We start from the raw sequence: 26,955 nt of genomic DNA, 5'->3' as shown, positions 1-26,955 counted from the left end.
AGCCACCCCTACCGGAACGCCCGCGACGGCGAGCCGTCGTGCGCCGCGACGGTCTCGCCGTCCTCGATCTCCAAGAGCTTGACGTCGTAGCCCCAGAGATTGGCGAGGTGGTGGAGCACCTTGGCGGCGTCCTTGCCGTCGAGGGTGATGCCGTCGACGACGTTGTGGTGGAGGATCAGCTTGCGGTCGCCGGCAAGGTCCACGTCGGCCACCTGGATGTCCGGATCCTGCCGCCCGACGTCGAACTGCCGCGACAGGGACTGCCGCACCGCCTTGTAGCCGCGCTCGTCGTGGATCGAGGCGACGACGATCTCGTCGTCCTCCGAATCGTCGACCAGCCGGAAGAGCTTCTGCTTGCGGATGACGTTGGGGCTGAGGAACTGCAGGATGAAGCTCTCGTCGCGAAAATTCTCCCAGGCGTCGCGCAGGACGCCGTAGCCGTCGCCGCAGCCGGCGAAGTCGGGGAAGAAGGCGCGGTCCTCCGGCGTCGGGGCGATGGCGATCCGCTCGATGTCCTCCATCATGGCGAAGCCCAGCGCATAAGGGTTGATCCCCGAATAGCGCGGGTCGTCATATTCGGGCTGGAAGACGACGCTGGTGTGGGAGTGCAGGAACTCCATGAAGGAGCCGTCGGTGATCTGGCCGCTCTCGTGCAGCCTCGTCATCAGCCGGTAATGGCTGAAGGTGGCGCAGCCCTCGTTCATCACCTTGGTCTGGCGCTGGGGATAGAAATACTGGGCGATCTGCCGGACGATGCGGATCAGTTCGCGCTGCCACGGGGCGAGGCGCGGGGCGTTCTTTTCGAGGAAATAGAGGATGTTCTCCTCGGGCAGGCCGAGCATCTGGCGCCGCCGCTCGTCCTCGCCGTCGCGCTTCTTGCGGCTGGCGGTCTTCGGCAAAGTGCGCCAGAGGTCGGAAAAATGCTTTTCGGCGAAGGCCTGGCGCTCTTCCAGCCGGCGCTGCTCGGATTTGAGGTCGAGCGCGTGCTTGCCGGGATAGCGGTGGACGCCGTGGCTCATCAGGGCATGGGCGGCGTCGAGGATCTGCTCGACGCTCTCCTGGCCGTAGCGGTCCTCGCAGGAGGCGACGAATTTCTTGGCGAAGGACAGGTAGTCGAGAATGCTGGTCGCGTCGGTCCACTGCTTGAAGCAGTAGTTGTTCTTGAAGAAGTGGTTGTGGCCGAAGGCGGCATGGGCCAGGACCAAAGTCTGCATCGTCGCGGAGTTTTCCTCCATGACGTAGACGATGCATGGCGAGGAGTTGATGACGATCTCGTAGGCAAGGCCCTGCCAGCCCTTGCGATAGAGCGTCTCGTTGCGCACGAAATGCTTGCCGAAGGACCAGTGCTTGTAGAACAGCGGCATGCCGGTCGAGGCATAGGCGTCGAGCATCTGTTCCGACGAGATCACCTCGATCTGGTTGGGATAGGTGTCGAGCTTCAGCTCGGTCTCGGCGATTTCCTGGATCGCGCCGTAGACGCGGTCGAGCAGGTTGAAATCCCAGTCCCGGCCGGTGAAGAGGGGCTCGCGCTTCGCTGTCGTCGGAGCCGCAACCGGGGGCGTCGTCTTGGCTCTTGCCATCAGCGTGCCTCCGCCGCCTCGTCGCGGCGCTCGAAGAGTTCGCGGAACACCGGATAGATGTCGCGCCGGTCGTTCACCTTGCGCATCGCCATCGGCAGGTTCGGCCGGATGAGTTCCTGATAGGCGCGCCAGAGCGTCGTCTCCTGGCGGGCGAAGACGCCGTCCTCGCGGTCGTAGTCGCCGCGCCCGACCTGCAGATAGGCGTAGTACTGCGCCATCGGCAGGATGGTCTCGCGCAGGATCGCCAGAGAACGGGCGTTGTCCGAGGAGAGGTTGTCGCCGTCGGACGCCTGGGCGGCGTAGATGTTCCACTGATCGGCCGGATAGCGAGCCTTGGCGATCTTCGCCATTTCGATCAGTGCCGAGGAGATCACCGTGCCGCCGGATTCGCGCGAGTGGAAGAAGGTTTCCTCGTCGACCTCCTTGGCCTCGTGGGTGTGGCGGATGAAGACGATCTCGACCTGCTTGTAGCGCCGGGTGAGGAACAGATAGAGCAGCGAAAAGAACCGCTTGGCGAGATCCTTCATGTGCTCGTCCATCGACGCCGAGACGTCCATCAGGCAGAACATCGCCGCCCTTGCGATCGGCTCCGGCGTCACCTCGATGCGCCGGTATCTGAGGTCGACCGGGTCGATGAAGGGGATGACCTTGGCGCGACGCTCCTGCCGCTCGATCTCGGCCTTCAGCGCCGCGATCCGCGTATGATCGTCCGCGTCCGCCTCGAGTTCGGCGAGTTCGCGGCGCATCGCCTCCAGCTCTCGCGGGTTCGGCCGCTTCAGCGCGACCCGTCGCGACAGGCTGCGCCGCATGGTCCGGCCGACGGACAGCGAGGAGGGCGGGCCGGAGGTCTTGAAGCCCGCGGGATGACGCCTCTCGATGGCATCACCCATCACCTGGCGCTTGGCGAGATTGGGCAGTTCGAGATCTTCCAGGAACAGGTCGAGAAACTCCTCCCGCGACAGGACGAAGCGGAAATTGTCCTCGCCTTCGCCGTCGGCGCTGCCCTGCGAGCCGGAGCCGCCGCCCTGTTTCGGGCGCTCGATGCGGTCGCCGGAGACGAACTTCTTGTTGCCGGGCAGGACGTAGTCGCGCATCCCGCCGTCGCGGCCGGCATGGAAGCTCGGCTCGTGGACGCCGTCGGCCGGGATGGTCACGGCGCCGCCGCCGTCGATCTCGCGGATCTTGCGGCTGCCGGAAGCCTCGCGCACCGCCTGCTTCACCAGAGCCCTCGCCCGCCGCATGAAGCGCTGGCGGTTGGCGAGGCTCTTGCCCCCGGGGTCGGGACGACGGTCGATGATGTGCATGGTTGATCCCGTGGAAAGCGTGAGGTTGCCGCTCAGCTCGCCTGCCTCACACGCATATACCATTCGACGAGACGTCGCACCTGCCTCGGCGTAAACCCGCGCTCGACCATCCGCTCGACGAACTCGTTGTGCTTCTTCTCGGTCTCCGAATCCTTCTTCGAACCGAAGGAGATGACCGGCAGGAGATCCTCGACCTGGCTGAACATCCGCTTCTCGACGACGTCGCGGATCTTCTCGTAGCTCGTCCAGGAGGGGTTGTGGCCGCGATTGGCCGCCCGCGAGCGCAGCGAGAACTTCACCACCTCGTTGCGGAAGTCCTTCGGATTGGCGATGCCCGCCGGCTTCTCGATCTTGGTCAGTTCCTGGTTGAGCAGATCGCGGTCGAGCAACTGGCCGGTGTCGGGATCCTTGTAGTCCTGATCCTCGATCCAGGCGTCGGCATAGGAGACGTAGCGATCGAAGAGGTTCTGGCCGTAGTCGTGATAGCTTTCCAGATAGGCCTTTTGGATCTCGTTGCCGATGAACTCGGCATAGCGCGGCGCGAGCTCGGCCTTGATGAATTCCAGATAGTCGCTCTCGACGTCTTCGGGGAACTGCTCGCGGCGCACCGCCTGTTCGAGCACGTACATCAGATGGACGGGATCTGCCGCCACCTCCTCGGTGTCGTGGTTGAAGGTCGCCGACAGCGCCTTGAAGGCAAAGCGCGTCGAGATGCCGTTCATGCCCTCGTCGACGCCCGCGGCGTCCCGGTATTCCTGCAGGGTGCGGGCCTTGGGATCGACCTCGCGCAGGCTCTCGCCGTTGTAGACGCGCATCTTGGCGTAGAGCGAGGAGTTCTCGTGCGGCTTCAGCCGGGAAAGGACGGCAAAGCGCGCCAGCATCGACAGCGTGTCGGGCGCGCAGGGCGCCTCGGCGAGTTCGGAGCCCGACACGAGCTTCTCGTAGATCTTGGTCTCCTCGTCCACCCGGAGGCAGTAGGGCACCTTGATCACGTAGATGCGATCGATGAAGGCCTCGTTGTTCTTGTTGTTCTTGAAGCTCTTCCACTCCGATTCGTTGGAGTGGGCCATGATCATGCCGGTGAAGGGGATCGCGCCGATATTCTCCGAGCCGACATAGGAGCCTTCCTGCGTCGCCGTGAGCAGCGGATGCAGCATCTTGATCGGCGCCTTGAACATCTCGACGAATTCGAGCACGCCCTGGTTTGCCCGGTTGAGGCCGCCGGAATAGGAATAGGCGTCGGGATCGTTCTGCGCAAAGGTCTCCAGCCGCCGGATGTCCACCTTGCCGACCAGCGAGGAGATGTCCTGGTTGTTCTCGTCGCCGGGCTCGGTCTTGGCGACGCCGATCTGCTTCAGCCGCGAGGGCGTCAGCTTGGCGACCTTGAACTTGGAAATGTCGCCGCCGAACTCGTCGAGCCGCTTGACGCACCAGGGGCTCATCAGGCCGGACAGCCGGCGGCGGGGAATGCCGTATTCGGCCTCCAGCATCTCGCCCATGGTTTCGGGATCGAACAAGGCGAGCGGGCTTTCGAAGACAGGCGAGAGTTCGTCGCCGGCCTTCAGCACGTAGATCGGCTGGTTCTCGATCAGCGCCTTGATGCGCTCCGCCAGCGACGACTTGCCGCCGCCGACCGGACCGAGCAGGTAGAGGATCTGCTTGCGCTCCTCGAGCCCCTGCGCCGCCTGGCGCAGGAAGGCGACGATCCGCTCGACCGTCTCCTCCATGCCGTAGAAGTCCGGAAACGCCTTGTAGGTCCGGATCGTGCGGTTCTGGAAGATCCGCCCGAGCCGGGAATCCGTGGACGTATCCACCAGCTCCGGTTCGCCGATCGCCGCGAGCAGCCGCTCGTGCGGGCCGGCATAGAGGATCGGATCGGTCCGGCAGTCGTCGAGATATTGGGACAGCGACATCACGGTCTCGCGTCGCTGCTCGTAGCTCCTGGCGTACTGGTCGAACAATGCGCTCATCACCCACCTCCATTCGCCTCGTCGGAAAGCGCTTGCGCCTCCGAAGCCCCCTCGGGGTTAGGCTAGTGTGGGCACAGGACGGGCTGAGCGCAAGTCAAATGACTGATTCAAATCATTAAATCGCAACTGTGTGAGGGCTGGTCGACACGCCTCGTCCGGGGGCGGGCAGGCGCTCCCCCCAGGCAACCGGGCGTTGGACCCGGCGCTTTGTGCGATGCGAAAGAGTCTCGCGTAGAGCCGGTGACAAATCAAGCTGGCGAAGCGTCGCACGGAAAAAGTGATCGCTGAAAGCGGCACTTTCGCGGCGTCGGCCGGCTGATCGGCTTGCTTTCGGAAGGGCAGCGAAGCGCGGCGACGGACACCACGGACCCGCTACGACGCGAGCGCCGCCTCGACGAACGCCGGCACCAGCTTCGAGGCGGGGCCGTGCCGGGCCTCGTCGAACAGGAAGGTGCCGTCCGACGGCTCGAGATTGAGTTCGAGGCTGCGGATCCCGGCCGTGCGCGCCTCGGCGACGAAGCCCGCCGCAGGATAGACCGCTCCCGACGTCCCGATCGAGACGAACAGGTCGGCATCCATCAGCCGGTCGTAGATCTCGTTCATTCGGTAAGGCATCTCGCCGAACCAGACGACGTCCGGCCTGAGGCTGCTTGCGGTGCCGCAGGCGGCGCAGGAAAGGGTGAGAGAAAGGTCGCTTTCGGCCTTGGCCCTGGCGCCGCAATGGGCGCAGAGGGAAAGGCTCAACTCGCCATGCATGTGGATGACCGACCGGGAACCGGCCCGCTCGTGTAGATCGTCGATGTTCTGGGTGACGAGGGTCACCTCGCCCTCATAGTCCCGTTGAAGCCGGGCGAGGGCGTAGTGGGCGGCGTTCGGCTCGACCTCGCGGAGGTTCGCCCGCCGGGCGTTGTAGAAGGCGTGTACCGCCGCCGGGTCGCGAAGAAAGCCTTCCGGCGTCGCGACGTCCTCCAGCTTGACCTTCGACCACAGGCCGCCCGCGTCGCGAAAGGTCGCGACGCCCGATTCGGCCGAGATGCCCGCACCGGTCAGGATGAAGATCGAAGCCGTCATGCCGCCACGAGGTCGCTCGCTCCGATCCGTCCGACGCCGAGCCGGGTCATGTCGTCCCATGCCTTGGCGAGCGAGCCGTCCAGATCGATCGCCCGGCAGGCGTCCTCGATGACGATGACGTCGAAGCCGGCGTTCCGCCCGTCCATCGCAGTCCATGCGACGCAGAAGTCGGTGGCGAGGCCGCAGATGAAAACGCGTTCGACGCCGCGCTCCCGCAGGTAGCCGACAAGGCCGGTGGGGGTCCGGCGATCGGCCTCCACGAAGGCGGAGTAGCTGTCCACCTGCGGGTGGAAGCCCTTGCGGACCACCATCTGGGCTGTCGGCACGGCGAGTTCGGAATGGAAGGCTGCGCCCTCAGAGCCCATGACGCAGTGATCGGGCCAGAGCACCTGGGGGCCGTATCCCAGTTCGAGCGTGTCGAAGGGCTCTCGACCGTGGGTCGAGGCGAAGGAGGCGTGGCCGGGCGTGTGCCAGTCCTGCGTCAGGACTGTGACGGGAAAGGCCGTGGCGAGGCGGTTGACGATCGGCACCACGGCGTCGCCGTCCGGCACGGCGAGCGCTCCACCGGCGCAGAAGTCGTTCTGGACGTCGACGATGAGGAGGGCGTCGCCGGAGCGGATCTCGATCATGGCCGAAGAATGCCAGCAAAAGTGCCGGGACGAAAGCGTCGTTGCGGGCGGGTGGCGCCGTCCGCGAAGAAGCCGGCCGGCGCGCGCCCCTTCGCGCCGGCCAGGAGGGAGTGGCGGCGTCGCCCCTCCCGATCAGTCGATCATCGCGGCGCGCAGGTCCGGGGCGCCCTCGACCACGACATGGTCGCCGACCCGCTTGAAGGTCAGGGCCTCGGCGTTGTGGTCCGCGGTCCGGGGAACTTCGATGACCATCGTCTGGCCGTCGGACAGGGTGGAGACGAAGCGGACGGAATCGCCGGCTTCGCCGCCGGCGACCGTCGCCACCAGCCGAAGGCCGTCGTCTTCGACGGTGTAATAGGCCGCGCCCTGGACGTTGCCGAGATGAATCGCGTGGCCGGCCGTCGGCTTCAGGTCGCCAGCGGCGGCACCCGTCGTCGCGGCGGCGATGATGAATGCAGTTGCGGTGATGAATTTCGTCTTCATCGGATACCTCGTTACTTCAGTGGGACGGTGTTGAAGCCAGAGATATCCCTTCATGCTGCGGTGCACAATGGCATGGCAGCCATGATATTTCGCCCGAACGGCCAATCTCTATTGGGTGATCGAGCCGATCGATCAAGCCGGGACGGCCGCTTCTGCGCGTCATCCCATTGCAAGCAAGGGCATCCCTCGATGATGCGGCGCAGCATGACGACCGGAAATTTCCTCTAGGGAAGATTGACTTTACGACCGCGAGCGCCAGCCTTGGCGCGGCATGAACCGGCCGGACGATGGAGCGATCGACCCTCGCGGGCGCTCTGCCGGTGGTGACCGCCGCTCGGCAAACTTACCTGCCACGAACTTGCCAACGGTCCCGTCGATCCCGACATTTGTCGGCGCTGATGAGGCCAAACCAAAGGTCGATGTCGCCTCGCCCGGCGAGGCAACGACGAGACGAAAGGTCCCCCCTTCGTGGGACGCAACACTGTATGGAGCGCGGAGGCGATGGACACGCTGATTGAGGATGGGCGGAAAAGAATGCCGCAAGCGCGCCGCCGGCTCGTTGGCGTGGCGCTGGCGTTCGCGTTCGCGGCATCGCCTGCCTCGGCCCAGACGGAGACGTCCTCGACGAGTGATCCCCTCGCTTCCGACGAGCAGTCGATGCTGGTGGAGGTTTCGCTCGGCGATTGGGGGGTGAAGACCTCTCTCGCCTCGAAGCTGTCGCGCAAGGTCTCCGAGATCCCGTTGACGGTCAAGGTGCCGTCGCGCGTCGCCCGCGAGGTCTGCCCGATCGATCGGGGGGACCTCGAGCAGCAGGCGGTCGTCAGTCCGACGCGCACCTGCGCCGCCAAGAAGATGACCGACGCGCTGGAATCAGCCGTGCGCGACGTGGTTCCCGCGCAATAGCCGAAGTTTTTCCTTTTGATTCAAGGCGCGGAGGCGTGCAGCGCCACACCTTCGCCGCAATGAACTTCACGAGGTCTGGCCCCGGCCGCCGACCCGCAGGGTCGCGGCTGTGTCCTGATCGCGCGGGCTTCGGGGCAGGGATCCAGGACGGCCATTCCCGAAGGGTGGCCGGCCGCTCGCCTCGTCTCGAACAACTGCTGGCCGTCGGAGGGACCGACGCCCCTATGGATTGACCGCCATGCGCCTGATGGCCTTCGCCGCCGCTTCCCTGGTTCTCTCCGGTGCCCTGTCCGGGTGCCTCGCCACTGGCGGCGATCTCGACGAGGTGATGAATCCCGAGGATCCGGCCGACGACGCCCATTGCCAGAGCCTTCTCATCCGACCCGGCGAACTGGTCTATGCCCAGTGCCGGCTGGCCCTGCGCAAGACCTATCTGAACGACTACAACGCCCGCAAGGCGCTGATCGCCCAGCGCTACGGCCCGGTGACGGGGGATCTCGACATCGCCCTTCGCGCCGACGCCTTCTGCAACTACGACGAAAGCGTCAAGCAGGTGACCTCGGGGCTTCCCGACGACGTCGTGGCGGCCACGGCCTATCAAAACTGCGCCAAGACCCGCGAGGAACTCGGCACCGCATTCACCGCCGCCACGGCTCAGCCCGCCGAGGTACTGCTCGCTGCCGAGCGCGACATGGTCCTCGACCAGAACCGGGCGGCCGTCCGCGAGGCGCATGTCGTCATCAAGGGACCGCCGGGCTCGGTGCTCACAACCGAAGCCGAAGTGGCCGAGCGGGGCGGGCTATCGCCGGCAGCGCCCGTCGAGATCCTGCCTCCGGCACCGCTTTCGCGCTGAGGCCGAAGCGCGGGCCGACAAATAATCGCCAAGCAAAAGAGCCGCCGTTGCTTGCCGCCGGTGTCGCCCTGTTGCGCGGCAACGCCCCGATTCGTCATGTTCTCGGCTTGCGTGCCAAGTTGTCGCAGCTTCTTTCGTCGCCGGTCAGGTCGTTGATTCGCAACGCGCGATTTGTCTGCCGCTGCGGCCCGCCGGCCACGCCCCGCCGGAGCGCCCCGAGCGCCGGCCAGACCGCGTAAAACCCCCGCGATGAGGGCTGTTCTGACGCCGAAAAGCAGGTCTGAAACAAATTGTTAACTACGCGTAGGTTAGAGTTCTGACGTTCGGCGGTAACTGTGGCTTTTGGGCACTTGCCGGTAGCGTGTTTTGGCAACAGGTTCCGAACGCACCGGCCGCAATCGCGTCGGGAATTTGAACTGCGGCAACCAAACCGACAGACACGAATAGGTAGTCACTATGAAGAAAGTCATCATCGCATCGGTCGCGTGCTTCGCTCTCGCAACCTTCGCTGGCTGCATGGGCAAGGGCATCGGCAAGGGCAAGGGCAAGGCCCCGGTCGCCGAGCCGGTCTACTCCGAGCCGGCTTACGTCACCAAGGGTTGATCCCCTACAGGCGTTGGGGGAGGTCGCTTGCGGCCTCCCTCATCTGATTTTCCGCCGTGGTCCCATGACCGGCGGTCGTCGGTGACGGAACCGACACGACTTGAGCGCATTCTTGGCCATGTGATCGGATGAGATCTTCGGCAAAAAGACTGCGCTGCGCTCCATGGCTGGAGTACCGATAGCGTGACATGACGCCACGCCGCACTCTCAAGTGACGGTAAACGCTATAGATGCGTCATGATTGTTGCTCGACAGACTGAAAGACCGGTCGGAGTAACCACGTTTCGTTTTCGAGAAAGGCGGGCACGATGCTTCCCTCATTCCTTCGGCTCGCGGCCGCGGCTCTCCTGAGCCTCGCCGTCGCCGGATGCACCTCCACGGCCTCTACCCACAGCAAGGTGATGGCGAATGCCCCCGTCACCTCCGCGAGCCTCATGCAGCCGGCGGCCTATGCGCCGACCGAGACCCAGGCCAAGCCGTATTTCATCTCCTTCCGCGCCCGAAACGCTCTGAGCTACGGCCACACTTTCGTGGTCTTCGGCAAGTTCGATGCGCGCGGCAACGTCCCCTATGATTCCACCGGTACGCTGATTCCGAGCATGACCGAGGTGGCGGGTCTCCACCCCGCCTCGACCAGCAACGTGCCCTACATGATCGGCCACATCCTGCCGGTTCCCTCGGAAACCGGCGCCAGCGACGGCGACACCGAGAAGGCCTATCTTCTGGCGGAATGGACCATCCCGCTGACCGCCGCCCAGTACAACGAGATCGTCGCCTATATCCACGACCTCCAGGACCGCAGCCCGGTGTGGAACGCCGTCACCTACAACTGCAGCTCCTTCGTCGGCGACATCGCCCGTCACATGGGCTTCAAGACGCCGAGCCCGTTGCACCTGCCTGAGCAGTACATCACCGATCTTCGTGAGATGAACACCTGAAAAGCAGGCGGCCCGAAAGGCTTATGCCGATTTACTGCGGCCCGGCATCCCTGATGCCGGGCCGTTGTTCGTCGGCTTGCCGGGTGGAACGATGCGTGCTGATGTCGTGAGCGGTTTTTGACGCGCCGCAGGCGCCGGGGTTCGAGGGGGGAAGATGCCGGACGAGACGCCCAGCCTTCAGACGCTCAGCTTCGAAAAGGCCGGTTCCACCGGCTGGATCACCCTCGACCGGCCGCAGGCGATGAACGCGCTGACCCTGCCGATGTACGAGCGGCTCGCCGAGATCTGCGAGGGAGTGACCCTGGACGGCGATCTTCGCTGCCTCGTCATCCTCGGCGCCGGCGAGAGGGCGTTTGCCGCGGGCACCGACATCGCCGCCTTTCGTGACGTCACGGAAGAGGCGGCGGTTCTCGCCTACGAGGCGCTGATGGAGCGGGTGTTCGGGGCGATCGAGGCCTGCCCGGTGCCGGTTATCGCGGCGATGGCCGGCGCTGCGACCGGTGGCGGCGCGGCGATCGCCTGCGCGGCCGACATCCGCATCGCCTGCGACAATCTCCGCTTCGGCTTTCCCATCGCCCGCACCCTCGGCAATGCGCTGTCGGTGGAAAATCTCGCCCGGGTGGGCGAACTGATCGGCATGGGTCTCACCCGCGAACTCCTCCTCACCGCCCGGCTGGTCGATGCGCGCGAGGCTGCAGCCTGCGGCCTCGTCTCGCGCGTCGTGGCCGACCGGGAGGCCCTCGTCGCGGCCGCCGCCGAAATGGCCGAAGCCATTGCCGGCCTCGCTCCGATCACGCTGTCGGCCACCAAGGAGGCGCTGCGGCGACTTCGCCGCGACGGCGCCGGGGCGAGCGACCGCGACCTGATCCTGAAGGCCTATCTCAGCGAGGATTTCCGCGAAGCCGTCGCCGCGTTCGGCGAGAAGCGAAGGCCGGTCTTCAAGGGACGTTGACCGGGCGCTCGCGGAAAGAGGCTTTCGGCGAGCCCGCCGCGCCGTTATCACTGCCGGCATGACCGATCGTCTCTGCCGCCTCTGTGCCGCCATTCTCCTCCTCGCGCTCTCGGCCGCCGCGCCGGTCCGCGCCGCCTCGCTCGACGCCGGCTTCCGCGCCTTTCTCGAAGCCGATATATGGCCAGCGGCCAAGGCCGAAGGCGTGTCGCGCGCCGTCTTCGAGGCCGCCTTCAGGGGCGTCTCGCCGAACACGAAGCTGCCCGACCTCGTCCTGCCCGGCGGCAAGGACACCGTTGCCGAGATCAACTTCCAGGCCGAGTTCAAGAGCGGCGCCGACTATCTGTCGGAGCGCGCCGTCGCCGGCAACGTCGCCACGGCACGAAAGCTGCGGTCCCGCCATGGCGACCTTCTGGCGCGGATCGAGCAGCGCTACGGCGTGCCGGCGCCGATCATCCTCGCCATATGGGGCCGCGAATCGGCTTTCGGCGCTGCGAAAATCCCGATGAACGCCTTCGAGGTGCTCGGCACCAAGGCCTATCTGTCGCGTCGCAAGGCGATGTTCCGCGCGGAACTGATCGCCGCCTTGAAGATCGTCGCCGACGGGCACCTGAAGGTGTCGGAGATGAAGTCCTCCTGGGCCGGCGCGCTCGGCCAGCCGCAGTTCATGCCGTCGAAATTCCTGAAGTTCGCGGTCGATTTCGACGGCGACGGGCGCCGCGACATCTGGAACTCGGTGCCCGACACGCTCGCCTCGATCGCCAACTACCTGCAGGCCGCCGGCTGGCAGCGTGGCCGGGACTGGGGCTTCGAGGCCGAGATCCCGGCGTCGCTCTCCTGCCGCGGCGAGGGGCCGGACAAGGCCTTCCGGATCGCCGATCTCGTCGATGCCGGCGCCTCGCGCGTCGCCGGCCGCAAGTTCCCGCAAGGCGAACTCTCGACCACCGGCCATCTCCTGTTTCCCGCCGGCCGCTTCGGCCCGGCCTTCGTCGCCACGCCGAACTTCTACGTCATCAAGGAATACAACAACTCCGACCTCTACGCCCTGTTCGTCGGCCATCTCGCCGATCGGATCCAGGGTGCCGGGCCGCTGGTGCGGCAATGGCGAAAGGCCGATCGCCTGACCCGCGGTGACGTCTACCGGATGCAGGAGAAGCTGGTCGCGCGCGGCATGGACGTCGGCGCGGTGGACGGGCTCGCGGGCTTCAAGACCCGCCGCTCGATCGGCGAGGCGGAGGCAAGGCTCGGCCTGCCGGAAACCTGCTGGCCATCGAAGGCGCTCGCCGGTCGTCTGTAAGGGCGGCCGCCCGTGCTGCCCCCGCTCCACATCGCCCTGGATGGCAGGGCCGGCAGCATTTGCCTGTGGATGAATTAGGCATTCATTAACGAGAGTTGCCAAATCCTTGGGGAAGGGGATTCCTGTCACTACCCCAGGGTGGCGGGCCATAGTATTGACGAGATCGTGGAAGCCCACGGAGAGCAACGAGCAAATGCGTTGCCGCGGCGGGAGTTGCCGGGGAGGCGACTCGGACGGTCCGGCCTCGAGGGGGCGGACCGTCCCCCTCATAGCTCGACTGGCTCGCGCCAAGGCGTGTGCGAGGCGTTTGAAGATCTTCTCACTTTATTCATGCCGCGCGGGCTGGGCCTTCATCGCTCCACGAGGCCGTTTCGTCCGATACGAAGGCCGTGCTTTCTGCAAGGGCGGTTCTCCGGTTCTTGTTGCCGCGTTTTGGGCCCGTCGGCACGGTCTCCTAATCTGGGGGCTAGAGGAGCTAGCCGATTCCTTTGCCGAATCGAGAACCGGTGGAAGAAGGTTGCCATGAGCGATCTATGAGTACCGTGTTGAACCGATGACGCCCACATCTCGATTCAGAGCGTGAGAGACGGTCGGAACACGCCGGGTGGTGACGCCCTACGAAGAGCCGAAACGACGCTGCGGGCGGGGTTTTTGCGATACAGCATCGTTGGCGATTCAACCCGTCCCCCTCTGCAAGAAGGTTTACATTTCGTAACAACAAGATAATATGCCGACATGAAAGTCTATGGCTTTAACTAAGATTGGCGCGGTGCTCGGCAATTTCGAACCTCAAGCCAGCAGTGCGACCCACAGCCACCTGTCTGGTCGAAAAACGGCAGCCGGTTCGCGCCATATCATTTTAAAATGTCAGCTTGCATCTACCGGGTCGCAGCAGCAGGAGGGGCAGGATGGCAACGAAATTCTACAATTTTTATGTCGAGTCAAACAATGACGGTACCTATACGGTTACGAGTTACTGGGGAATCCCTTACTATATCAGTGAATACGATGACGGAAATGGCGATGATTTGACTGTTATCGGCGATATAGTAAATGAACAGGTCGATCTTTCAGGAAGCGGCGCCGTTGACACCTATATTTTTAACTCAAACAGCTTATCTATTACTCCTATAAGTTCGCTAACTTGGATTTATTCCAAAGTGTACTACGCGAATGGTAATATCCTCACTTTGGATACGGATGCGGAGATTGCCATTTGTTTCTCCGCCGGCACCCGGATAGAGACCGTCAATGGTCCGAAACCCATCGAGGAACTGGCCGTCGGTGATCTGGCCGTCACCGCTTCGGGGGCACGACGTCCGATCGTCTGGATCGGCAGGCGTGTTCTCAACTGTGCCGGGGAACGGGCTCACATGGCACCGATTCGAATTAGGGCAGACGCCTTCGGTGCCGGCGTCCCTGAGCGCGACGTTTTCCTATCGCCCGGCCACCCTGTGCTGGTGAAGCAGGACGGCGTCGAGGTGCTGGTGCCGATCATGAACCTGATCAACGGCACGACGATCGAGCGAACCACGCTGAGCCGCGTCACCTATTGGCATGTCGAGCTCGACCAGCACGACGTGCTGCTCGCGGACGGCCTGCCGGCGGAGAGCTTCTTCGACATGGGCTCGCGGGCCTGGTTCGACAACGACCTCGACGACGTCCTCGCCAATCCAGACCTTGTCCCCGCCGGCCAGCACGGCCGCTGCCGGGACGTCGCCATCGACGGCCCGCTGGTCGAGGCTGAGCGCAGGCGCCTCGCCGACCTGTTCTATGCCGGTCTCTCGGCCCAGTGCGCCTGGCCGACGGCGGGACAATACGCCGCCCTTTGATCTTCCGGGTGCTCGGGCGGCGCGATCCTCGCTCGGCACGGGCCCTGTTGATCGTCGGTGAGCTCGATCAGAGTGCCGGCGGCTCCATCCCCGCCGACCGGCAGGCCGAGCGCAGCGTGTTGGCCATCAGCATGGCGATGGTCATCGGCCCGACGCCTCCCGGCACCGGCGTGATCGCCGCGGCCTTTGCGGCGGCCTCGGCGTAGTTCACGTCGCCGACGAGCTTCGTTTTCGGCGTGCCATCCTCCTTCAGGCCCTTTTCCGCCGCCTCGATGCGGTTGATGCCGACATCGACGACCACCGCCCCGTCCTTCACATACTCCGCGGTCAGCATCTCCGGCCGCCCGACCGCCGCGACCAGGATGTCGGCGCCGCGGCAGACGGCGGCGAGATCCTTGGTGCGCGAATGGGCGATGGTGACGGTGGCGTTGGCGGCGAGCAGCAGCTGCGCCATCGGCTTGCCGACGATGTTCGAGCGGCCGACGATGACGGCGCTCTTGCCGGAAAGATCGTCGCCCAGCACCTCGCGGATCAGCAGCATCGAACCCGCCGGCGTGCAGGGCACGAAGGCGGCGGCGGTGTCGCCGGTCGACAGCCGCCCGACATTGATCAGGTGGAACCCGTCGACGTCCTTGTCCGGATCAACGGTCTGGACGACCTTGGCCTCGTCGATGTGCTTCGGCAGCGGCAGCTGGACGAGAATTCCGTGGACCTGCGGGTCCGCGTTGAGATCGCGCACGACCTTCAGCAGCGTCTCTTCGCTGGTCTCGGCCGGCAGCTCGTGCTTGATCGACTTGAAGCCGCACTCGCTGGCCATCTTCGCCTTGGAGCCGACATAGACCTGGCTCGCCGGATCCTCGCCGACGATGACGACCGCAAGGCCGGGGACGAGCCCGGTCTTCTCCGTCAGCGCATTGGTGCCGGCCTTCACCGTCTCGATGATCCGCGCCGCCGCCGCCTTGCCGTCGATCCTCTGTGCCTCTGCCATGGCGCTCTCCCTGTCGTTTTGGTCCGTTGCGTGAGGGAGCGTGATAGGGGCACGCGGCCGGAATGAAAAGGCGGCGGCCGATACGGCACGGCCCCTCACGCCTTTTCGATGTCCCCCCGCTGCGTCCAGATCGTGCCGTCGATCTTGCCCCGCAGTTCCGGATAGTCGTCGTTGTCGAAGCGCGGCTCGAGCCCGCTCGCCTTCTGGCGGAAATAGTCGCGGGTGAGCTTCACCACGGTGCCGGACAGAGCGACGATGGCGATGAGGTTGATCGTCGCCATCAGGCCCATCGAGGCATCGGCGGTGTTGAACACCGTCTCCACCTTCACCAGCGAGCCCCAGATCACCATCGCGAGAAGGCCGATCTTGAGGATCGACAGCCAGATCCGGTTGCCTGCCCGCAGGAACGTCATGGCGTTTTCGGCATAGGAGTAGTTGCCGATGATCGAGGTGAAGGCGAAGAAGAAGATCGCCACGGCGACGAAGATCTGGCCCCAGTCGCCGATATGGGCCGACAGGGCGTTCTGCGTTAGCTCGGTACCGGTGACGTCCTGACCCGGGGTGTAGACGCCCGAGAGGAGGATCATCAGCGCCGTCGCGGTGCAGATCACCAGCGTGTCGATGAAGACTCCGAGGCCCTGGACGAGCCCTTGTGACGAGGGATGGTGCGGGTCGGGCGTCGCGACGGCGGCGATGTTGGGCGCCGAGCCCATCCCGGCCTCGTTGGAGAACAGGCCGCGCTTGACGCCGTTCAGCATCGCGGCGGTGATGCCGCCGGCAACACCCCAGGTGGCTTCCTGATAGCCGAAGGCGCTCTTGACGATCAGCCAGAGCATCGCGGGAATCTCGGTGAAGTGGACGGCGAGCACGTAGAGCGCCACGGCGAGATAGGCGATCGCCATGAAGGGGACGACGACCTCGGCGACGTTGGCGATCGAGCGGATGCCGCCGAAGATGACGACGGCCGACAGGACGGCGAGGGCGACGCCGATCCAGAGCTTCTCGAAGCCGAAGGCGGCCTCGACGGCGTCGGCGATGGAATTGGCCTGGACGGCGTTGAAGATCAGGCCGTAGGCCAGGATCAGGCTGAGCGAAAACAGCCCGCCGAGCCAGGGCAGACCGAGCCCGTGCGACATGTAGAAGGCCGGGCCGCCGCGATACTGGCCTTCGTCGTTGCGGATCTTGTAGAGCTGGGCCAGCGTCGATTCCGCATAGGCGGTCGCCATGCCGACCAGGGCGACCATCCACATCCAGAAGATGGCGCCCGGGCCGCCCAGCGTCAGCGCCACGGCGACGCCTGCGAGATTGCCGGTGCCGACGCGGCTGGCCAGCGAGACCGTCAACGCCTGCAGCGGCGAAATGCCCGCCTTGTCGCCGCCGCGGCTGCCTTTGACGACCCGGAAATATTCCGGGAAGTGGCGGATCTGGATGAAGCCGAGACGCAGCGTGAAGAAGATGCCGACGGCCAGCAGACCGTAGATGAGGACATAACCCCAGAAAATGTCGTTCATGAAATTGATGATGGGATCGATAAAGGCCATGCCGGTCTCCGCTGCTGGCCTCGCGGCCCGTCCTTACGTCAATAGGTTTGATCGACGGGAAGGGAAGAGTCCACCGCCGCCGAACGGCTTCTCCCCTGTGTAAAATCGGGGGCAGCGGTCGTTTGCGGGGTCGTTCCGGCAGGCGCGCGGGCGGGGCGGGCCCTGGGTGGCCGGGGCGAGGAGACGAATGGCGACCGGCAGGCGTGTCGGACGTTTCGCCGCGGGGGTAGACCCGGCGCGCCGATGGCGTTGGCATGATCGTTCGAAGGCGGTTCGCTTTCACCACCTCCCATTACCTCCCACGACCAGAGCGCCCGGTGCCGATGGGACCGGCCGGGCGGTTTGACGAGGGCCGGCACTGGGCCTTGCATTGCATGCCGCCGACGTGGAAAGGCTCGGGCCGAATCTGGAAGACTTCGAGAACAAGGACGCGACATGTATGAAACTCTGGTCAAGGCCCATGGCGGCCTCGCCATGCTGGCGCTGCTGCTGTCCATCGGCTGGACCGGCGTCGCACTGACCGCGCCGTCCGGTGCCGTCAGCGCCGTCGGCGGGATGCGCAAGGCGGTCTATGTCGGCGCCGTCGCGCTCACCAGCCTGGTCGGTGTTCTCGGCCTGGTCCTGGTGGCAATGATGCCGGAATGGATGGGTCAGGTCTTCACCTGGGTCGGCCTCGCCGTCCTCGTCGGCTATCCGATCCTCGGTGCAAAAAGTCGCCGGGCCTATGCGGCAGGTGAAAAGACGACGGCGATCGGTCTGTCGGTCGCCATGCTCGCCCTCGTCGTCTTCGTCTATTGGGTGATGGTGGCAAAGCCGTTCTGACTCTTCCGCCCGGGTCGATGCGAAAAGGGGCGGATCCATCGGACCCGCCCCTTTTCTCATTCCTCATGACGTCGCGGTCTATGCCGCGAGATCGATCGCGGCTTCCTCACCGTTCACCTTGACCTGCGTCGGCAGGCCCATCTTCCCCAGAAGATCGAGGAAGGGCTTGGGCGGCAGGTCCTCGACATTGACCATCTTCTTCACGTCCCACGTCCCGTCGGCGATCAAGAGCGCGGCTGCCACCGGCGGCACACCCGCCGTATAGGATATCCCCTGGCTGCCGACCTCGTTGAAAGCGTCCTTGTGGTCGGCGACGTTGTAGATGAACACTTCCGCGTCCCTGCCGTCCTTCTTGCCCTTGACGAGGTCGCCGATGCAGGTCTTGCCCTCGTATTCCGGCGCGAGTTCGGCCGGGTTCGGCAGGCAGGCCTTGACCACCTTCAAGGGCACGACTTCCTGCCCCTCGGCGGTCAGGATCGGCTGCTCCGATAGAAGCCCGAGATTCTTCAGGACGGTGAACACCTGCACGTAGCGCTCGCCGAAGCCCATCCAGAACCGGACGTCGGCTTGCGGATAGCGCGCCGAGAGCGAGTGGATCTCGTCGTGGCCGGTCATGTAGGTCGGGCGCTTGCCGACCACCGGCAGGTCCCATTCGCGCGGCACCTCGAACATCTGGTTGGTCTGCCAGGCGCCCTTCTGCCAGGAATAGACGACGCCGGTGAACTCGCGGAAATTGATCTCCGGGTCGAAGTTCGTCGCGAACCACTTGCCATGGGATCCGGCGTTGACGTCGACGATGTCGACCGCGGTGATCTCGTCGAGATACTCGTCCTCGGCAAGCCGCGCATAGGCGTTGACCACGCCGGGGTCGAAGCCGGCACCGAGGATCGCGGTGATCCCGGCCTTGGCGACTTCCTCGCGCCGGCGCCATTCGTAATTGCCGTACCAGGGCGGCGTCTCGCAGATCTTCAGCGGGTCTTCGTGGATCGCCGTGTCGATATAGGCCGCGCCCGTCTCGATGCAGGCCGAGAGCACCGACATGTTGACGAAGGCCGAGCCGACATTGATGACGATCGCGGCCTCGACCTTGCGGATCAGCGCGACGGTCGCGGGGATGTCCAGCGCGTCGAGGCGATGGGCCGCGATTACCCCGTCCTTCACCTTCATCGCGCCCTTTTCACGGACGGAGGCGACGATCGCGTCGCACTTCTCCACCGTGCGCGAGGCGATGTGGATCTCGCCGAACCGGTCGTTGGCCTGGGCGCATTTGTGCGCCGCCACCTGCGCCACGCCGCCGGCGCCGATGATCAACACGTTCTTCTTCATTGAGGATTTCCCCTTCAGGAGGTTTTGGCTCCGCCTTACGAGAGGCTGTTTTCAAAGTCGTCATAGGTGAAGTCGCGCACGACCTCGATCTCGCCATCGAGCCGCTTCACCGCGATCGCCGGCATCTTCACGCCGTTGAACCAGTTTTTCTTGACCATCGTATAACCGGCTGCATCCTGAATGGAGATCCGGTCGCCGATTTCCAAGGGCGCCTCGAAGGAAAACGTGCCGAAGACGTCGCCCGCAAGACACGACTTGCCGCAGATCATCACCTCGTGCGGCCCGGTGTTCGGCTCCAGCTTGGCGCTCTCGCGATAGATCAGGAGATCGAGCATGTGCGCCTCGACCGAGGAATCGACGATCGCCAGTTCCTTGCCGTTGAACAGCCGGTCGAGCACCGTCAGTTCCAGCGTGGTCGTCTTCGTGATCGCCGCCTCGCCGGGCTCGAGATAGACCTGGACGCCGTATTTCTCGGCGAAGTCCTTCAGCCGCCGGCAGAAGGCGTCCACCGGATAGCCCGCGCCGGTGAAATGAATGCCGCCGCCGAGGCTGACCCATTCGACCCGTTCGAACAGATGGCCGAACCGCGCCTCGACCGCGCCGAGCATGTCGTCGAACAGGGCGAAATCGCCGTTCTCGCAGTTGTTGTGGACCATGAAGCCGGAGATCTTGCCGAGCACCGCCTCGACCTTCTCCGCATCCCATTCGCCGAGCCGCGAGAACGGCCGGGCCGGGTCGGCGAGATCGAAGGAGGAAGTGGAAACGCCCGGGTTCAGCCGCAGGCCTCGGGTGATCCCGGCACTCGCCGCCTCGAAGCGCTCCAACTGCGAGATCGAGTTGAAGATGATCTTGTCGGCATTGGCGATCACCTCCGCGATCTCGTGATCGGCGTAGGCGACGGAATAGGCATGGGTCTCTCCGCCGAACTTCTTGCGGCCGAGCTTCACCTCGTAGAGCGACGACGAGGTCGTCCCGTCCATGTGCTCGGCCATCAGCGGAAATACCGCCCAGGACGCAAAGCACTTCAGCGCCAGGAGGAGCTTCGCCCCGGAGTTCTCGCGCACCTCGTCCATGACGCGCATGTTGGCGAGCAGCCGCGCCTCGTCAATCAGGTAATAGGGGGTCTGTCGCTCTGCCATGGCCCGCCCGCTTTGCCAGTTGTTCCGGATGAGGGCCGGTGTTTAGGCGAGGGGGGCAGGGGGCGCAAGGGATGGGCCCTCGGAGATGCCAGAAGCGGATCTTCAGCCGAGAGGCACTTTCACTGCCCCCTGGATCACCCCTCGCGGAACTTCTGCCTCGTGATGATCGCGACGAGGATCGTCAGAAGCAGCGTCGTCGCCATGAGGACGAAGGCGACGGCAGCTGCGCCGGGCCAGTTGTTCAGCTGGAACTGGCCGTAGACGAGCGGGGCCATCATGTTGAAGCTCGGTCCGCCGAGAAGCACCGGCGTGGCGTAGGCGTTCATCGCCAGGATGAAGGTCAGGATCGTCCCTGCGGCGATCCCCGGAAGCGCCAGCGGAAGCAGGACGCGGCGCGCCATGGTGAGCGGTGGCGCGCCCAGCGAGAAGGCGGCCTCCTCGACGTTGCGGTTGATGCCCTCGAGGACGCTCTGCAGCGACAGCACCATGTAGGGCAGATTCACCGCGACGATGCCGACGATCACCGTCCCTTCGGTGTACATGAAATCCGTCGGGCCGTCGGTGAAGCCGAGCTTCATCAGCGTGACGCTGAGAAGGCCGCGGCTGCCGAGAAAGCTCATCCAGCCGGCGGCGCGCACGGCGTTGCCGACGAACAGCGGCACGACGATGCCGATGATCATCAGATTCTTGAAGCGCGACCCCGAGCGGGCGAGGACGTAGGCGAGGGGAAAACCGGCGACGAGGCAGATCACCGTCGAGATCAGCCCGACGCGCAAGGTCGTCAGGTAGGCGCTGAGGTAGTACGGGCTGGTGAAGAACTCCACGTAGTTGCTCAGCGTGAAGGTCTCGATCATCAGCTCCATCGGGTCGTACTGGTTGAAGCTGTATCGCAGGAGATAGAGCATCGGACCGATGACCCCGAGGGCGGCGATGAAGGTCGCCGGCCCGATCAGGAATGCCGCGGTCAAGATCTTAGGCCTGGAAGCGGCATTCGCGCTCATCGCCCGTCCCTCTGATGTCGGATGGTTGTCACGTTGGATGATCGAGGGACGGGCGAAGCGCGGTCAGCCGACGAATTCGCGGTCCCACCAGGTCTTCAGGTCGAGATCGTTCTTGGTGAAGAACTCGAAGTCGATCGGATTCATCGCTTCGATCTGCTCGGGCGTGAAGCTGACGCGCTCCTGCAGCTCCTTGGGCATCTCGACATTGGTCGTGCCTGCGTAACCCATGTTCTCGGCGAAGCCGATCTGCGCCTCGGGCTCCAGAAGAGCGTTGAGATAGGCGTAGGCGCCGTCCTTGTTCGGGGCGTTCTTCGGAATGACGAAGCCCGAGACGTAGGGCACCATTCCCTCCGACGGCACGGCCGCGAGAACGTTGATACCCGCTTTCTGCCACTGCAGCGACCGCGCCTTCCACATCGGGCCGCCGTCGATCTCTTCGGTTTGAAGAGCTTGGGCGAAGGCTTCGTTGGTCGGGTAGATGCGAATGCCGGCCTTGCGCAGCTCCATGAGAAGCGCCTTGCCCTTGTCCACGGCGGTCACCGAACCGCCCGCGATCAGCGAGGCAACGGCGATGTTGTGCCGATACTGGATGTCGATGATGCCGATGCGGCTGGCCTTGCTCGGATTGAACAGGTCGGCATAGGCCGAAGGCGCGTCCATCTTGTCCGGATTGTAGAGGAGGACCATGCCCGAGAAGATCTGGGGAACTCCGTAGGGCAGGCGCATGTTGGGCAGAAGCTTGGAGGCGTTCGGGATCTTGTCGAAATCCAGTTCCTCGACCAGCCCCTGGGCGAAGACCTGGTACATCGAGCTGTCCTGGAGGGCGTTGGTGTCGATCGAGCCGCGTGGCAGGCGGCGCTCGGCCAGCATCTTGGCGCGGCGCTCCGGATCGCCCGCCTGGTCCTGGATGATCTCGTAGCCGAGCGGGTTCATGATCGGCTGGTCGATGTTCTCGGTCAGAAGGCGGGCATAGTCGCCGCCCCAGGTGCCGACCACCACCCGGCCGCCGCCCTGCGCGAAGGCGGGCATGCCGGGGAGGATGAGGGAGGACGCGGCCACGCCAGCCGTGCCGGCCAGAAAGCTGCGACGGCTGATCGACATGCTTTTCGATTCTCTGGTCATTTTCGTCTTCCTGTTGGTTGTTACACGTGAGGCATGGATCGTTCCCGCCTCAGGCGGGCGAGGCTGCAAATACGGGCACGTCGCGCGGGAAGGTGACGGAGACCTCGTCGCCGACCGAGGCGCCGCTGTCGCGACCCTTGTTGACGACCTGGGCGATGACGCTGTCGATCTCGTTCAGCTTCACCTCGACGTCGATCGAGCTGCCGAGATAGGAGATCGATTCCACCCTGCCGCGATAGGTGTTGCCCGCATCGCTCGCCGCATCTGCGCCGAGATGGATGCGCTCGGGCCGCAGCGCCACGACCGCCTCGCCCGTCAGGCGCCGCTCGGTCTCGACCGCCAGGCCGCCATGGCTGACGAAGCGTCCGCCGCTGAAGCGCCCCTTGATGAAGCTCGAACGGCCGACGAAGGAGGCGACGAATTCGCTCGTCGGATCGTCGTAGAGTTCGCGCTGGGTCCCGAGCTGCTGGATGCGCCCGTCCTTCATCACCACCATCCGGTCGGCCATGGTCAGTGCCTCCTCCTGGTCGTGCGTCACCATCACCGTGGTGATGCCGAGGCGCTGCTGGAGACTGCGGATCTGGTGGCGCACCTCGTGGCGCAGCTTGGCGTCGAGGTTCGACAGGGGCTCGTCGAGCAGGAGGACGTCCGGCTGGAAGGCGAGCGCGCGGGCGAGCGCCACGCGCTGCTGCTGGCCACCCGACATCTGGCGGGGATAGCGGTCGGCGAGGTGCCCGAGCTGGACGAGATCCAGCGCGGTTGCGACCTTGCTGCCGATCTCGGCCTTCGGGACCTTGTGCATCTCCAGCCCGAAGGCGACGTTCTGGGCGACGGTCATGTGCGGGAACAGCGCGTAGTTCTGGAAGACCAGTCCGGTGGAGCGCTTCCACGGCGGCAGCCGGGTAACGTCGGCGCCGCCGATCGTGACGGTGCCCGTCGTCGGCTCGATGAAGCCGGCGATCATGCGCAAGGTGGTCGTCTTGCCGCAGCCGGACGGCCCGAGCAGCACCAGGAACTCGCCATCGACGATGTCGAGGGTCACGTCCTCGGCGGCCTGAAAGTCGCCGTAGTGCTTGGACAGCCCTTGAAGTTTCACGCCAGCCATATCGCTACACCACTCGGCTAATTCGGACGAAACGGTCCGTGATCAGCATCGCGGCGATGATGATCAGAATCTGCAGGACGGAAATCGCCGCGATCGTCGGGTCGATCTTCCATTCGAGATATTGAAGGATGGCGATCGGCAGCGTCGTCTGGCCCGGCACGACGAGGAAGAGGCTGACCTCGAGATTGCCGAAGGAACTGACGAAGCCGAACATCGCACCGGCGACGATGCCGGGCAGGATCCCCGGCACGGTCACCCGCCGGAAAGCCGTGAACGGATCGGCGCCGAGATTCATCGCCGCCTCCTCCAGCGTCCGGTCGAAACCGATGAGGCTGGCGGTGATCAGCCTGACGCTCCACGGGATGACCAGGAGAACGTGGCCGAAGACGAGGCCCCAGAACGAGCCCATGATCGGCAGCTCGGTGGCGATCGTGGTTTCCACCTGAAAGATGTAGAGCGAGAAGCCGAGCACGATGCCCGGGATGACCAGCGGCATCAAAAGGAGATTGTTGATCGCCCCGCGACCGGTGAAGGCGTAGCGCGTCAGCGCGATCGACGCGGGGATGGCGACGAGGAGGCCGATTGCGGTCGCGACGAGGCCGACCTGAGCACTCAGAAAGAATGCGTCGATGAAGCGTTCGTTGGCGATCGCCCGCGCGTACCACTGCAATGAATAGCCCGTCGGCGGAAAGGACGGGATCTCCTGCTCGTAGAAGGACAGCCACGTCACGAAGATCAGCGGCAAAAGGGCGAAGACGAAGGCGAGGGTGGCGAAAGCGTTCAACGTCCAGCGGCCGAGCCGCCGGTTGGAGAACATTCCGCCGAGGCTCGACCCGGCCGTGCTCATGCGCCCTTCCCGAGACGGTTCTTGTAGAACGCGCCGCCCTTCATGATGGCGCTGAGGTGCCGGCCCTGTCCCTCCAAAAGGGTGACGTCGGCGAGCGGATCGCCGTCCACCACGATCAGGTCGGCCCATGCGCCGGGCGCGATCGTGCCCAACTGGCCGGGCCGGCGCACGATCTCGGCGCCGATCGTCGTCGCGGCGCGAATCACGTCGATCGTCGGCTGGATCTCAGCGCGGATCGAGAATTCGCGGCTCTGGTCCTCGGCCAATGCGCCGAGCAGGTCCGAGCCGTAACCGACCTTGACGCCGGCCGCCTTGCAGATCTCCAGCGAGCGGTAGCCGCCCTCGATGACCATCTCGTTCTTCTCGAGCATCTCCGGGAGCATCCCGTAGTCGGCGGCGCGCTCCTTCATGGCGACGTAGGCGACGAGATTGGCGACGACATAGGCGCCCTTCTCGGCCATCAGGGCGGCGGCGGCCTCGTCGATCAGGTTGCCGTGCTCGATGGTGCGCACGCCGAGGGTCACCGCCCGGGTGATGGCGCTCGCCGAATAGGCGTGGGCGGCGACGTAACGGCCGAACGCATCGGCCTCTTCCACCGCGGCGCTGATCTCGGCATCGGAGAACTGCTCCGACATCAACGGGTCGTAGGGCGAGGCGACGCCCCCCGAGACCATGATCTTGATGTGGTCCGTGCCCTGCCGCATCTGCTCGCGAACGGCCTTGCGCACGGCATCCTCGCCGTCGACGATCAACCGCAGGAAGGCCTGTCCGTTGCAGCAGAGGCAGGGGTAGCCGGGATTGGTGCGGCTGCGCCCGTCGCTGTGGCCGCCGGTCGGCCCGATCGAGCGCCCGGCGATGAACAGCCGCGGGCCCGGGATCAGGCCCTGCTCGACCGCCTGCTTCATGCCCCAGTCGGTGCCGCCGGCGTCGCGCACAGTGGTGAAGCCGCGATCGAGCATATCTTTCAGGCGCTTGGCGCCGCGGGCCGAGGCCAGCGTCAGCGGCACCTCTTCCAGCCGGCGCGTGAACACCTCCGAATGCATGGAATGGACGTGGCTGTCGATCAGGCCCGGCATCACCACCTTGCCGGCGCAGTCCACCAAATCGGCCGAGGCGCTCTGGATCGGGGTGTCGGAGACTTCGCGGATCTTCTCGCCCTCGATGAGAATCTCATATCCGCCACGGGTCTCGCCGAAGGACGGCTCGAGCAGGAGAAGGTTCTTCAAGAGGATCGGCGTGCCGGTCCGGCTGCTGGTCTTGCTCATTGTACGGCTACCTTACGGGTCGCACTGCAGATGCGATGGAAGCGGGTCAAAGGGTGCATTTGTGAAAGACGCCGTCCTTCATGATCGCCTTGAGATGGCGGCCTTGCCCCGCGAGGAGCTCGAGGTTCTGCAGCGGATCGCCATCCACCACGATGAGGTCGGCCAGGGCACCCTCGCGCAGGCACCCGAGTTCGCCCTCCTTGCGCAGAACCTGTGCGCCGATCGTGGTGGCGGAGCGGATGATGTCGATGGCCGGCAGCACCTGCGAGCGAATGGCAAATTCGCGGCTCTGGTCGATGCGCAAGGCCCCCAGAAGATCCGATCCGTAGGCCACCGGCACGCCGGCGCGCTTGCAGATCTCCAGGGAGCGCAGGCCGCCCTCGATGACCATGTCGTTCTTTTCCAGCATGTCCGCGGTCATGCCGAAATCGGCGGCGCGCTCCTTCATGGCGTAATATGCGATGAGGTTTGCCACCATGAACATGCCCTTTTCGGCCATCAGGGCGGCGGCAGGCTCGTCGATCAGATTGCCGTGCTCGATGCAGCGGACGCCGTTCCGGGCGGCCCGGGTGATGGCCTGCGGCGTGTAGGCATGCGCCGTGACGTAGCGGCCGAACGCCGTCGCCTCCTGCACCGCCGCCTGGATCTCCCGCTCGGAATACTGAAGCGAATCGAGCGGATCGTAGGGCGAGGCGACGCCGCCCGACATCATGATCTTGATGTGATCGCAGCCCTGGCGCATCTCCTCGCGCACGGCCTTGCGCACTTCCGTCTCGCCGTCGGCGATGCCCATGGCAAAGGACATCGCGTCGCAGCACGGGCAGCCGATCGAGGTGTCGGTGCGGCGCCGGGCGTCGCTGTGGCCGCCGGTGGGCCCGATGGCGCGGCCGGAGATGAACAGCCGGGGGCCGGCGATTAGGCCCTGTTCGACGCCCTGACGAAGCCCCCAATCGGCCCCGCCGGTATCGCGCACGGTGGTGAAGCCGCGCCCGAGCATCGCCCGCATCTCGGCCATGGCGTTCGCCGTCATCAGGGTGATCGGCGTGCTCTCCATGTTGCGGATGAAGACTTCGCTGAGAACCACGTGAACGTGGCTGTCGATGAGGCCGGGCATGAGGGTGCCGCCGCCGCAATCGATCACGTCGGCGCCGTTCGCGCTGATCTCGCCTTCGCGAACTTCCCGGATCCTGCCGCCTTCGACCAGAAGCGAATGCCCCTGGCGGATCTCGTCCTGCTCCGGATCGAGCATCGCGAAGTTCTTAAACAGCGTCGTTCCCAAGCTACGCCTCCTCGAAGCCACGAGCCCTCGGCCTGCCTGACGGCGCCGAGGACGTGCGGGCAAAACTTCCATCGCCGGACCCGTCGGTCGGGTTCAATTGGCGTCTTG

General features: G+C 65.0%; 24 protein-coding genes. 8 read left to right on the top strand and 16 right to left on the bottom strand.

All coding sequences use genetic code 11. The features are described 5' to 3' along the window. Nucleotides 1-8 precede the first annotated feature (8 nt). The 6 genes from GTK09_RS22625 to GTK09_RS22600 form a co-directional block, all read right to left on the bottom strand. On the bottom strand, nt 9-1,580 hold the full coding sequence (locus GTK09_RS22625) for a SpoVR family protein (RefSeq protein WP_163465675.1): 1,572 nt from the start codon (nt 1,578-1,580) through the stop codon (nt 9-11). Continuing rightward, a complete protein-coding gene (locus GTK09_RS22620; RefSeq protein WP_163465674.1) occupies nt 1,580-2,884 on the bottom strand; it encodes a YeaH/YhbH family protein in 1,305 nt (434 codons plus the stop codon). The genes GTK09_RS22625 and GTK09_RS22620 overlap by 1 nt, the downstream gene beginning before the upstream one ends. A gap of 32 nt (nt 2,885-2,916) precedes the next feature. After that, a complete protein-coding gene (locus GTK09_RS22615; RefSeq protein WP_163465673.1) occupies nt 2,917-4,854 on the bottom strand; it encodes a PrkA family serine protein kinase in 1,938 nt (645 codons plus the stop codon). Between the two features lie 372 nt (nt 4,855-5,226). Further along, nucleotides 5,227-5,925 (bottom strand): NAD-dependent deacylase, encoded by a 699-nt coding sequence (locus GTK09_RS22610; protein ID WP_163465672.1) that lies wholly within the window; start codon nt 5,923-5,925, stop codon nt 5,227-5,229. Further along, nucleotides 5,922-6,554: a bifunctional nicotinamidase/pyrazinamidase gene (gene pncA / locus GTK09_RS22605; RefSeq protein WP_163465671.1), complete on the bottom strand. Its 633-nt coding sequence runs from the start codon at nt 6,552-6,554 to the stop codon at nt 5,922-5,924. Before pncA ends, GTK09_RS22610 begins: the two co-directional genes overlap by 4 nt. Nucleotides 6,555-6,686: 132 nt before the next feature. Next, on the bottom strand, nt 6,687-7,037 hold the full coding sequence (locus tag GTK09_RS22600) for a hypothetical protein (protein WP_163465670.1): 351 nt from the start codon (nt 7,035-7,037) through the stop codon (nt 6,687-6,689). Nucleotides 7,038-7,571: 534 nt separating this feature from the next. On the opposite strand from GTK09_RS22600, the gene GTK09_RS22595 reads away from it, so the two are divergent. The 7 genes from GTK09_RS22595 (at nt 7,572) to GTK09_RS22565 (ending at nt 14,412) form a co-directional block, all read left to right on the top strand. Next, nucleotides 7,572-7,940 carry a hypothetical protein gene (locus GTK09_RS22595; RefSeq protein ID WP_163465669.1) on the top strand — a complete coding sequence of 123 codons (369 nt, stop codon included), beginning with the start codon at nt 7,572-7,574 and terminating at the stop codon, nt 7,938-7,940. 238 nt (nt 7,941-8,178) lie between these two features. Beyond that, on the top strand, nt 8,179-8,793 hold the full coding sequence (locus tag GTK09_RS22590) for a hypothetical protein (protein ID WP_163465668.1): 615 nt from the start codon (nt 8,179-8,181) through the stop codon (nt 8,791-8,793). Between the two features lie 456 nt (nt 8,794-9,249). Further along, nucleotides 9,250-9,396, top strand: coding sequence for an ABC transporter (locus GTK09_RS22585; protein WP_163465667.1), 147 nt, complete (start codon nt 9,250-9,252; stop codon nt 9,394-9,396). Between the two features lie 308 nt (nt 9,397-9,704). Further along, nucleotides 9,705-10,334: a hypothetical protein gene (locus GTK09_RS22580; protein ID WP_163465666.1), complete on the top strand. Its 630-nt coding sequence runs from the start codon at nt 9,705-9,707 to the stop codon at nt 10,332-10,334. Nucleotides 10,335-10,488: 154 nt separating this feature from the next. Next, on the top strand, nt 10,489-11,286 hold the full coding sequence (locus tag GTK09_RS22575; RefSeq protein ID WP_163465665.1) for an enoyl-CoA hydratase: 798 nt from the start codon (nt 10,489-10,491) through the stop codon (nt 11,284-11,286). Between the two features lie 58 nt (nt 11,287-11,344). Next, entirely contained in the window at nt 11,345-12,580 is a 1,236-nt protein-coding gene (locus tag GTK09_RS22570) for a lytic murein transglycosylase (protein WP_163465664.1), read from the top strand. A 908-nt stretch (nt 12,581-13,488) separates the two neighbouring features. Then, complete coding sequence (locus tag GTK09_RS22565; protein ID WP_163465663.1) at nt 13,489-14,412, top strand: Hint domain-containing protein; 924 nt, start codon at nt 13,489-13,491, stop codon at nt 14,410-14,412. 67 nt (nt 14,413-14,479) lie between these two features. Here the strand turns inward: GTK09_RS22565 and folD are convergent, their stop codons facing one another. Both folD and GTK09_RS22555 read right to left on the bottom strand, forming a co-directional pair. Further along, the gene (gene folD / locus GTK09_RS22560; protein WP_163465662.1) at nt 14,480-15,400 is read right to left on the bottom strand and encodes a bifunctional methylenetetrahydrofolate dehydrogenase/methenyltetrahydrofolate cyclohydrolase FolD; all 921 of its coding nucleotides are present in this window, start codon (nt 15,398-15,400) and stop codon (nt 14,480-14,482) included. Between the two features lie 95 nt (nt 15,401-15,495). Beyond that, nucleotides 15,496-16,932: an alanine/glycine:cation symporter family protein gene (locus GTK09_RS22555; protein ID WP_163465703.1), complete on the bottom strand. Its 1,437-nt coding sequence runs from the start codon at nt 16,930-16,932 to the stop codon at nt 15,496-15,498. 444 nt (nt 16,933-17,376) lie between these two features. On the opposite strand from GTK09_RS22555, the gene GTK09_RS22550 reads away from it, so the two are divergent. After that, nucleotides 17,377-17,763, top strand: a complete 387-nt coding sequence (locus tag GTK09_RS22550; RefSeq protein ID WP_163465661.1) for a hypothetical protein — start codon at nt 17,377-17,379, stop codon at nt 17,761-17,763. Between the two features lie 78 nt (nt 17,764-17,841). On the opposite strand, the gene GTK09_RS22545 is transcribed toward GTK09_RS22550, so the two are convergent. From GTK09_RS22545 to GTK09_RS22510, 8 genes are all read right to left on the bottom strand, one after another. Continuing rightward, on the bottom strand, nt 17,842-19,089 hold the full coding sequence (locus tag GTK09_RS22545) for a saccharopine dehydrogenase family protein (RefSeq protein WP_163465660.1): 1,248 nt from the start codon (nt 19,087-19,089) through the stop codon (nt 17,842-17,844). A 35-nt stretch (nt 19,090-19,124) separates the two neighbouring features. Beyond that, nucleotides 19,125-20,228: a carboxynorspermidine decarboxylase gene (locus tag GTK09_RS22540; RefSeq protein WP_163465659.1), complete on the bottom strand. Its 1,104-nt coding sequence runs from the start codon at nt 20,226-20,228 to the stop codon at nt 19,125-19,127. A 134-nt stretch (nt 20,229-20,362) separates the two neighbouring features. Then, entirely contained in the window at nt 20,363-21,196 is an 834-nt protein-coding gene (locus GTK09_RS22535) for an ABC transporter permease (RefSeq protein WP_246218077.1), read from the bottom strand. 96 nt (nt 21,197-21,292) lie between these two features. Beyond that, the gene (locus GTK09_RS22530; RefSeq protein WP_163465657.1) at nt 21,293-22,351 is read right to left on the bottom strand and encodes an ABC transporter substrate-binding protein; all 1,059 of its coding nucleotides are present in this window, start codon (nt 22,349-22,351) and stop codon (nt 21,293-21,295) included. A gap of 49 nt (nt 22,352-22,400) precedes the next feature. After that, nucleotides 22,401-23,456: an ABC transporter ATP-binding protein gene (locus tag GTK09_RS22525; protein WP_163465656.1), complete on the bottom strand. Its 1,056-nt coding sequence runs from the start codon at nt 23,454-23,456 to the stop codon at nt 22,401-22,403. Nucleotides 23,457-23,460: 4 nt separating this feature from the next. Continuing rightward, a complete protein-coding gene (locus tag GTK09_RS22520) occupies nt 23,461-24,303 on the bottom strand; it encodes an ABC transporter permease (protein ID WP_246218076.1) in 843 nt (280 codons plus the stop codon). Next, the gene (locus GTK09_RS22515; protein ID WP_163465655.1) at nt 24,300-25,568 is read right to left on the bottom strand and encodes a metal-dependent hydrolase family protein; all 1,269 of its coding nucleotides are present in this window, start codon (nt 25,566-25,568) and stop codon (nt 24,300-24,302) included. Before GTK09_RS22515 ends, GTK09_RS22520 begins: the two co-directional genes overlap by 4 nt. A 46-nt stretch (nt 25,569-25,614) precedes the next feature. Continuing rightward, the gene (locus tag GTK09_RS22510; protein ID WP_163465654.1) at nt 25,615-26,847 is read right to left on the bottom strand and encodes a metal-dependent hydrolase family protein; all 1,233 of its coding nucleotides are present in this window, start codon (nt 26,845-26,847) and stop codon (nt 25,615-25,617) included. Between the last annotated feature and the right edge of the window lie 108 nt (nt 26,848-26,955).

It is taken from the genome of Jiella pacifica (assembly GCF_010500815.1).
Taxonomy (GTDB): domain Bacteria; phylum Pseudomonadota; class Alphaproteobacteria; order Rhizobiales; family Rhizobiaceae; genus Jiella; species Jiella pacifica.
The sequence above is the reverse complement of the archived record's forward strand: the minus strand, read 5'-3'. Positions and strand labels throughout refer to the sequence as shown.

Excerpts from the sequence above, each read along its gene's own strand:
- GTK09_RS22520 (WP_246218076.1), bottom strand. The coding sequence starts at position 24,303 with ATGAGCACGGCCGGGTCGAGCCTCGGCGGAATGTTCTCCAACCGGCGG.
- GTK09_RS22550 (WP_163465661.1), top strand. The coding sequence starts at position 17,377 with ATGTATGAAACTCTGGTCAAGGCCCATGGCGGCCTCGCCATGCTGGCG.
- GTK09_RS22525 (WP_163465656.1), bottom strand. The coding sequence starts at position 23,456 with ATGGCTGGCGTGAAACTTCAAGGGCTGTCCAAGCACTACGGCGACTTT.
- GTK09_RS22565 (WP_163465663.1), top strand. The coding sequence starts at position 13,489 with ATGGCAACGAAATTCTACAATTTTTATGTCGAGTCAAACAATGACGGT.
- GTK09_RS22620 (WP_163465674.1), bottom strand. The coding sequence starts at position 2,884 with ATGCACATCATCGACCGTCGTCCCGACCCCGGGGGCAAGAGCCTCGCC.
- GTK09_RS22575 (WP_163465665.1), top strand. The coding sequence starts at position 10,489 with ATGCCGGACGAGACGCCCAGCCTTCAGACGCTCAGCTTCGAAAAGGCC.
- GTK09_RS22625 (WP_163465675.1), bottom strand. The coding sequence starts at position 1,580 with ATGGCAAGAGCCAAGACGACGCCCCCGGTTGCGGCTCCGACGACAGCG.
- GTK09_RS22540 (WP_163465659.1), bottom strand. The coding sequence starts at position 20,228 with ATGGCAGAGCGACAGACCCCCTATTACCTGATTGACGAGGCGCGGCTG.
- folD (WP_163465662.1), bottom strand. The coding sequence starts at position 15,400 with ATGGCAGAGGCACAGAGGATCGACGGCAAGGCGGCGGCGGCGCGGATC.
- pncA (WP_163465671.1), bottom strand. The coding sequence starts at position 6,554 with ATGATCGAGATCCGCTCCGGCGACGCCCTCCTCATCGTCGACGTCCAG.
- GTK09_RS22545 (WP_163465660.1), bottom strand. The coding sequence starts at position 19,089 with ATGAAGAAGAACGTGTTGATCATCGGCGCCGGCGGCGTGGCGCAGGTG.
- GTK09_RS22530 (WP_163465657.1), bottom strand. The coding sequence starts at position 22,351 with ATGACCAGAGAATCGAAAAGCATGTCGATCAGCCGTCGCAGCTTTCTG.
- GTK09_RS22595 (WP_163465669.1), top strand. The coding sequence starts at position 7,572 with ATGCCGCAAGCGCGCCGCCGGCTCGTTGGCGTGGCGCTGGCGTTCGCG.
- GTK09_RS22610 (WP_163465672.1), bottom strand. The coding sequence starts at position 5,925 with ATGACGGCTTCGATCTTCATCCTGACCGGTGCGGGCATCTCGGCCGAA.
- GTK09_RS22585 (WP_163465667.1), top strand. The coding sequence starts at position 9,250 with ATGAAGAAAGTCATCATCGCATCGGTCGCGTGCTTCGCTCTCGCAACC.
- GTK09_RS22615 (WP_163465673.1), bottom strand. The coding sequence starts at position 4,854 with ATGAGCGCATTGTTCGACCAGTACGCCAGGAGCTACGAGCAGCGACGC.
- GTK09_RS22590 (WP_163465668.1), top strand. The coding sequence starts at position 8,179 with ATGCGCCTGATGGCCTTCGCCGCCGCTTCCCTGGTTCTCTCCGGTGCC.
- GTK09_RS22600 (WP_163465670.1), bottom strand. The coding sequence starts at position 7,037 with ATGAAGACGAAATTCATCACCGCAACTGCATTCATCATCGCCGCCGCG.
- GTK09_RS22570 (WP_163465664.1), top strand. The coding sequence starts at position 11,345 with ATGACCGATCGTCTCTGCCGCCTCTGTGCCGCCATTCTCCTCCTCGCG.
- GTK09_RS22580 (WP_163465666.1), top strand. The coding sequence starts at position 9,705 with ATGCTTCCCTCATTCCTTCGGCTCGCGGCCGCGGCTCTCCTGAGCCTC.
- GTK09_RS22515 (WP_163465655.1), bottom strand. The coding sequence starts at position 25,568 with ATGAGCAAGACCAGCAGCCGGACCGGCACGCCGATCCTCTTGAAGAAC.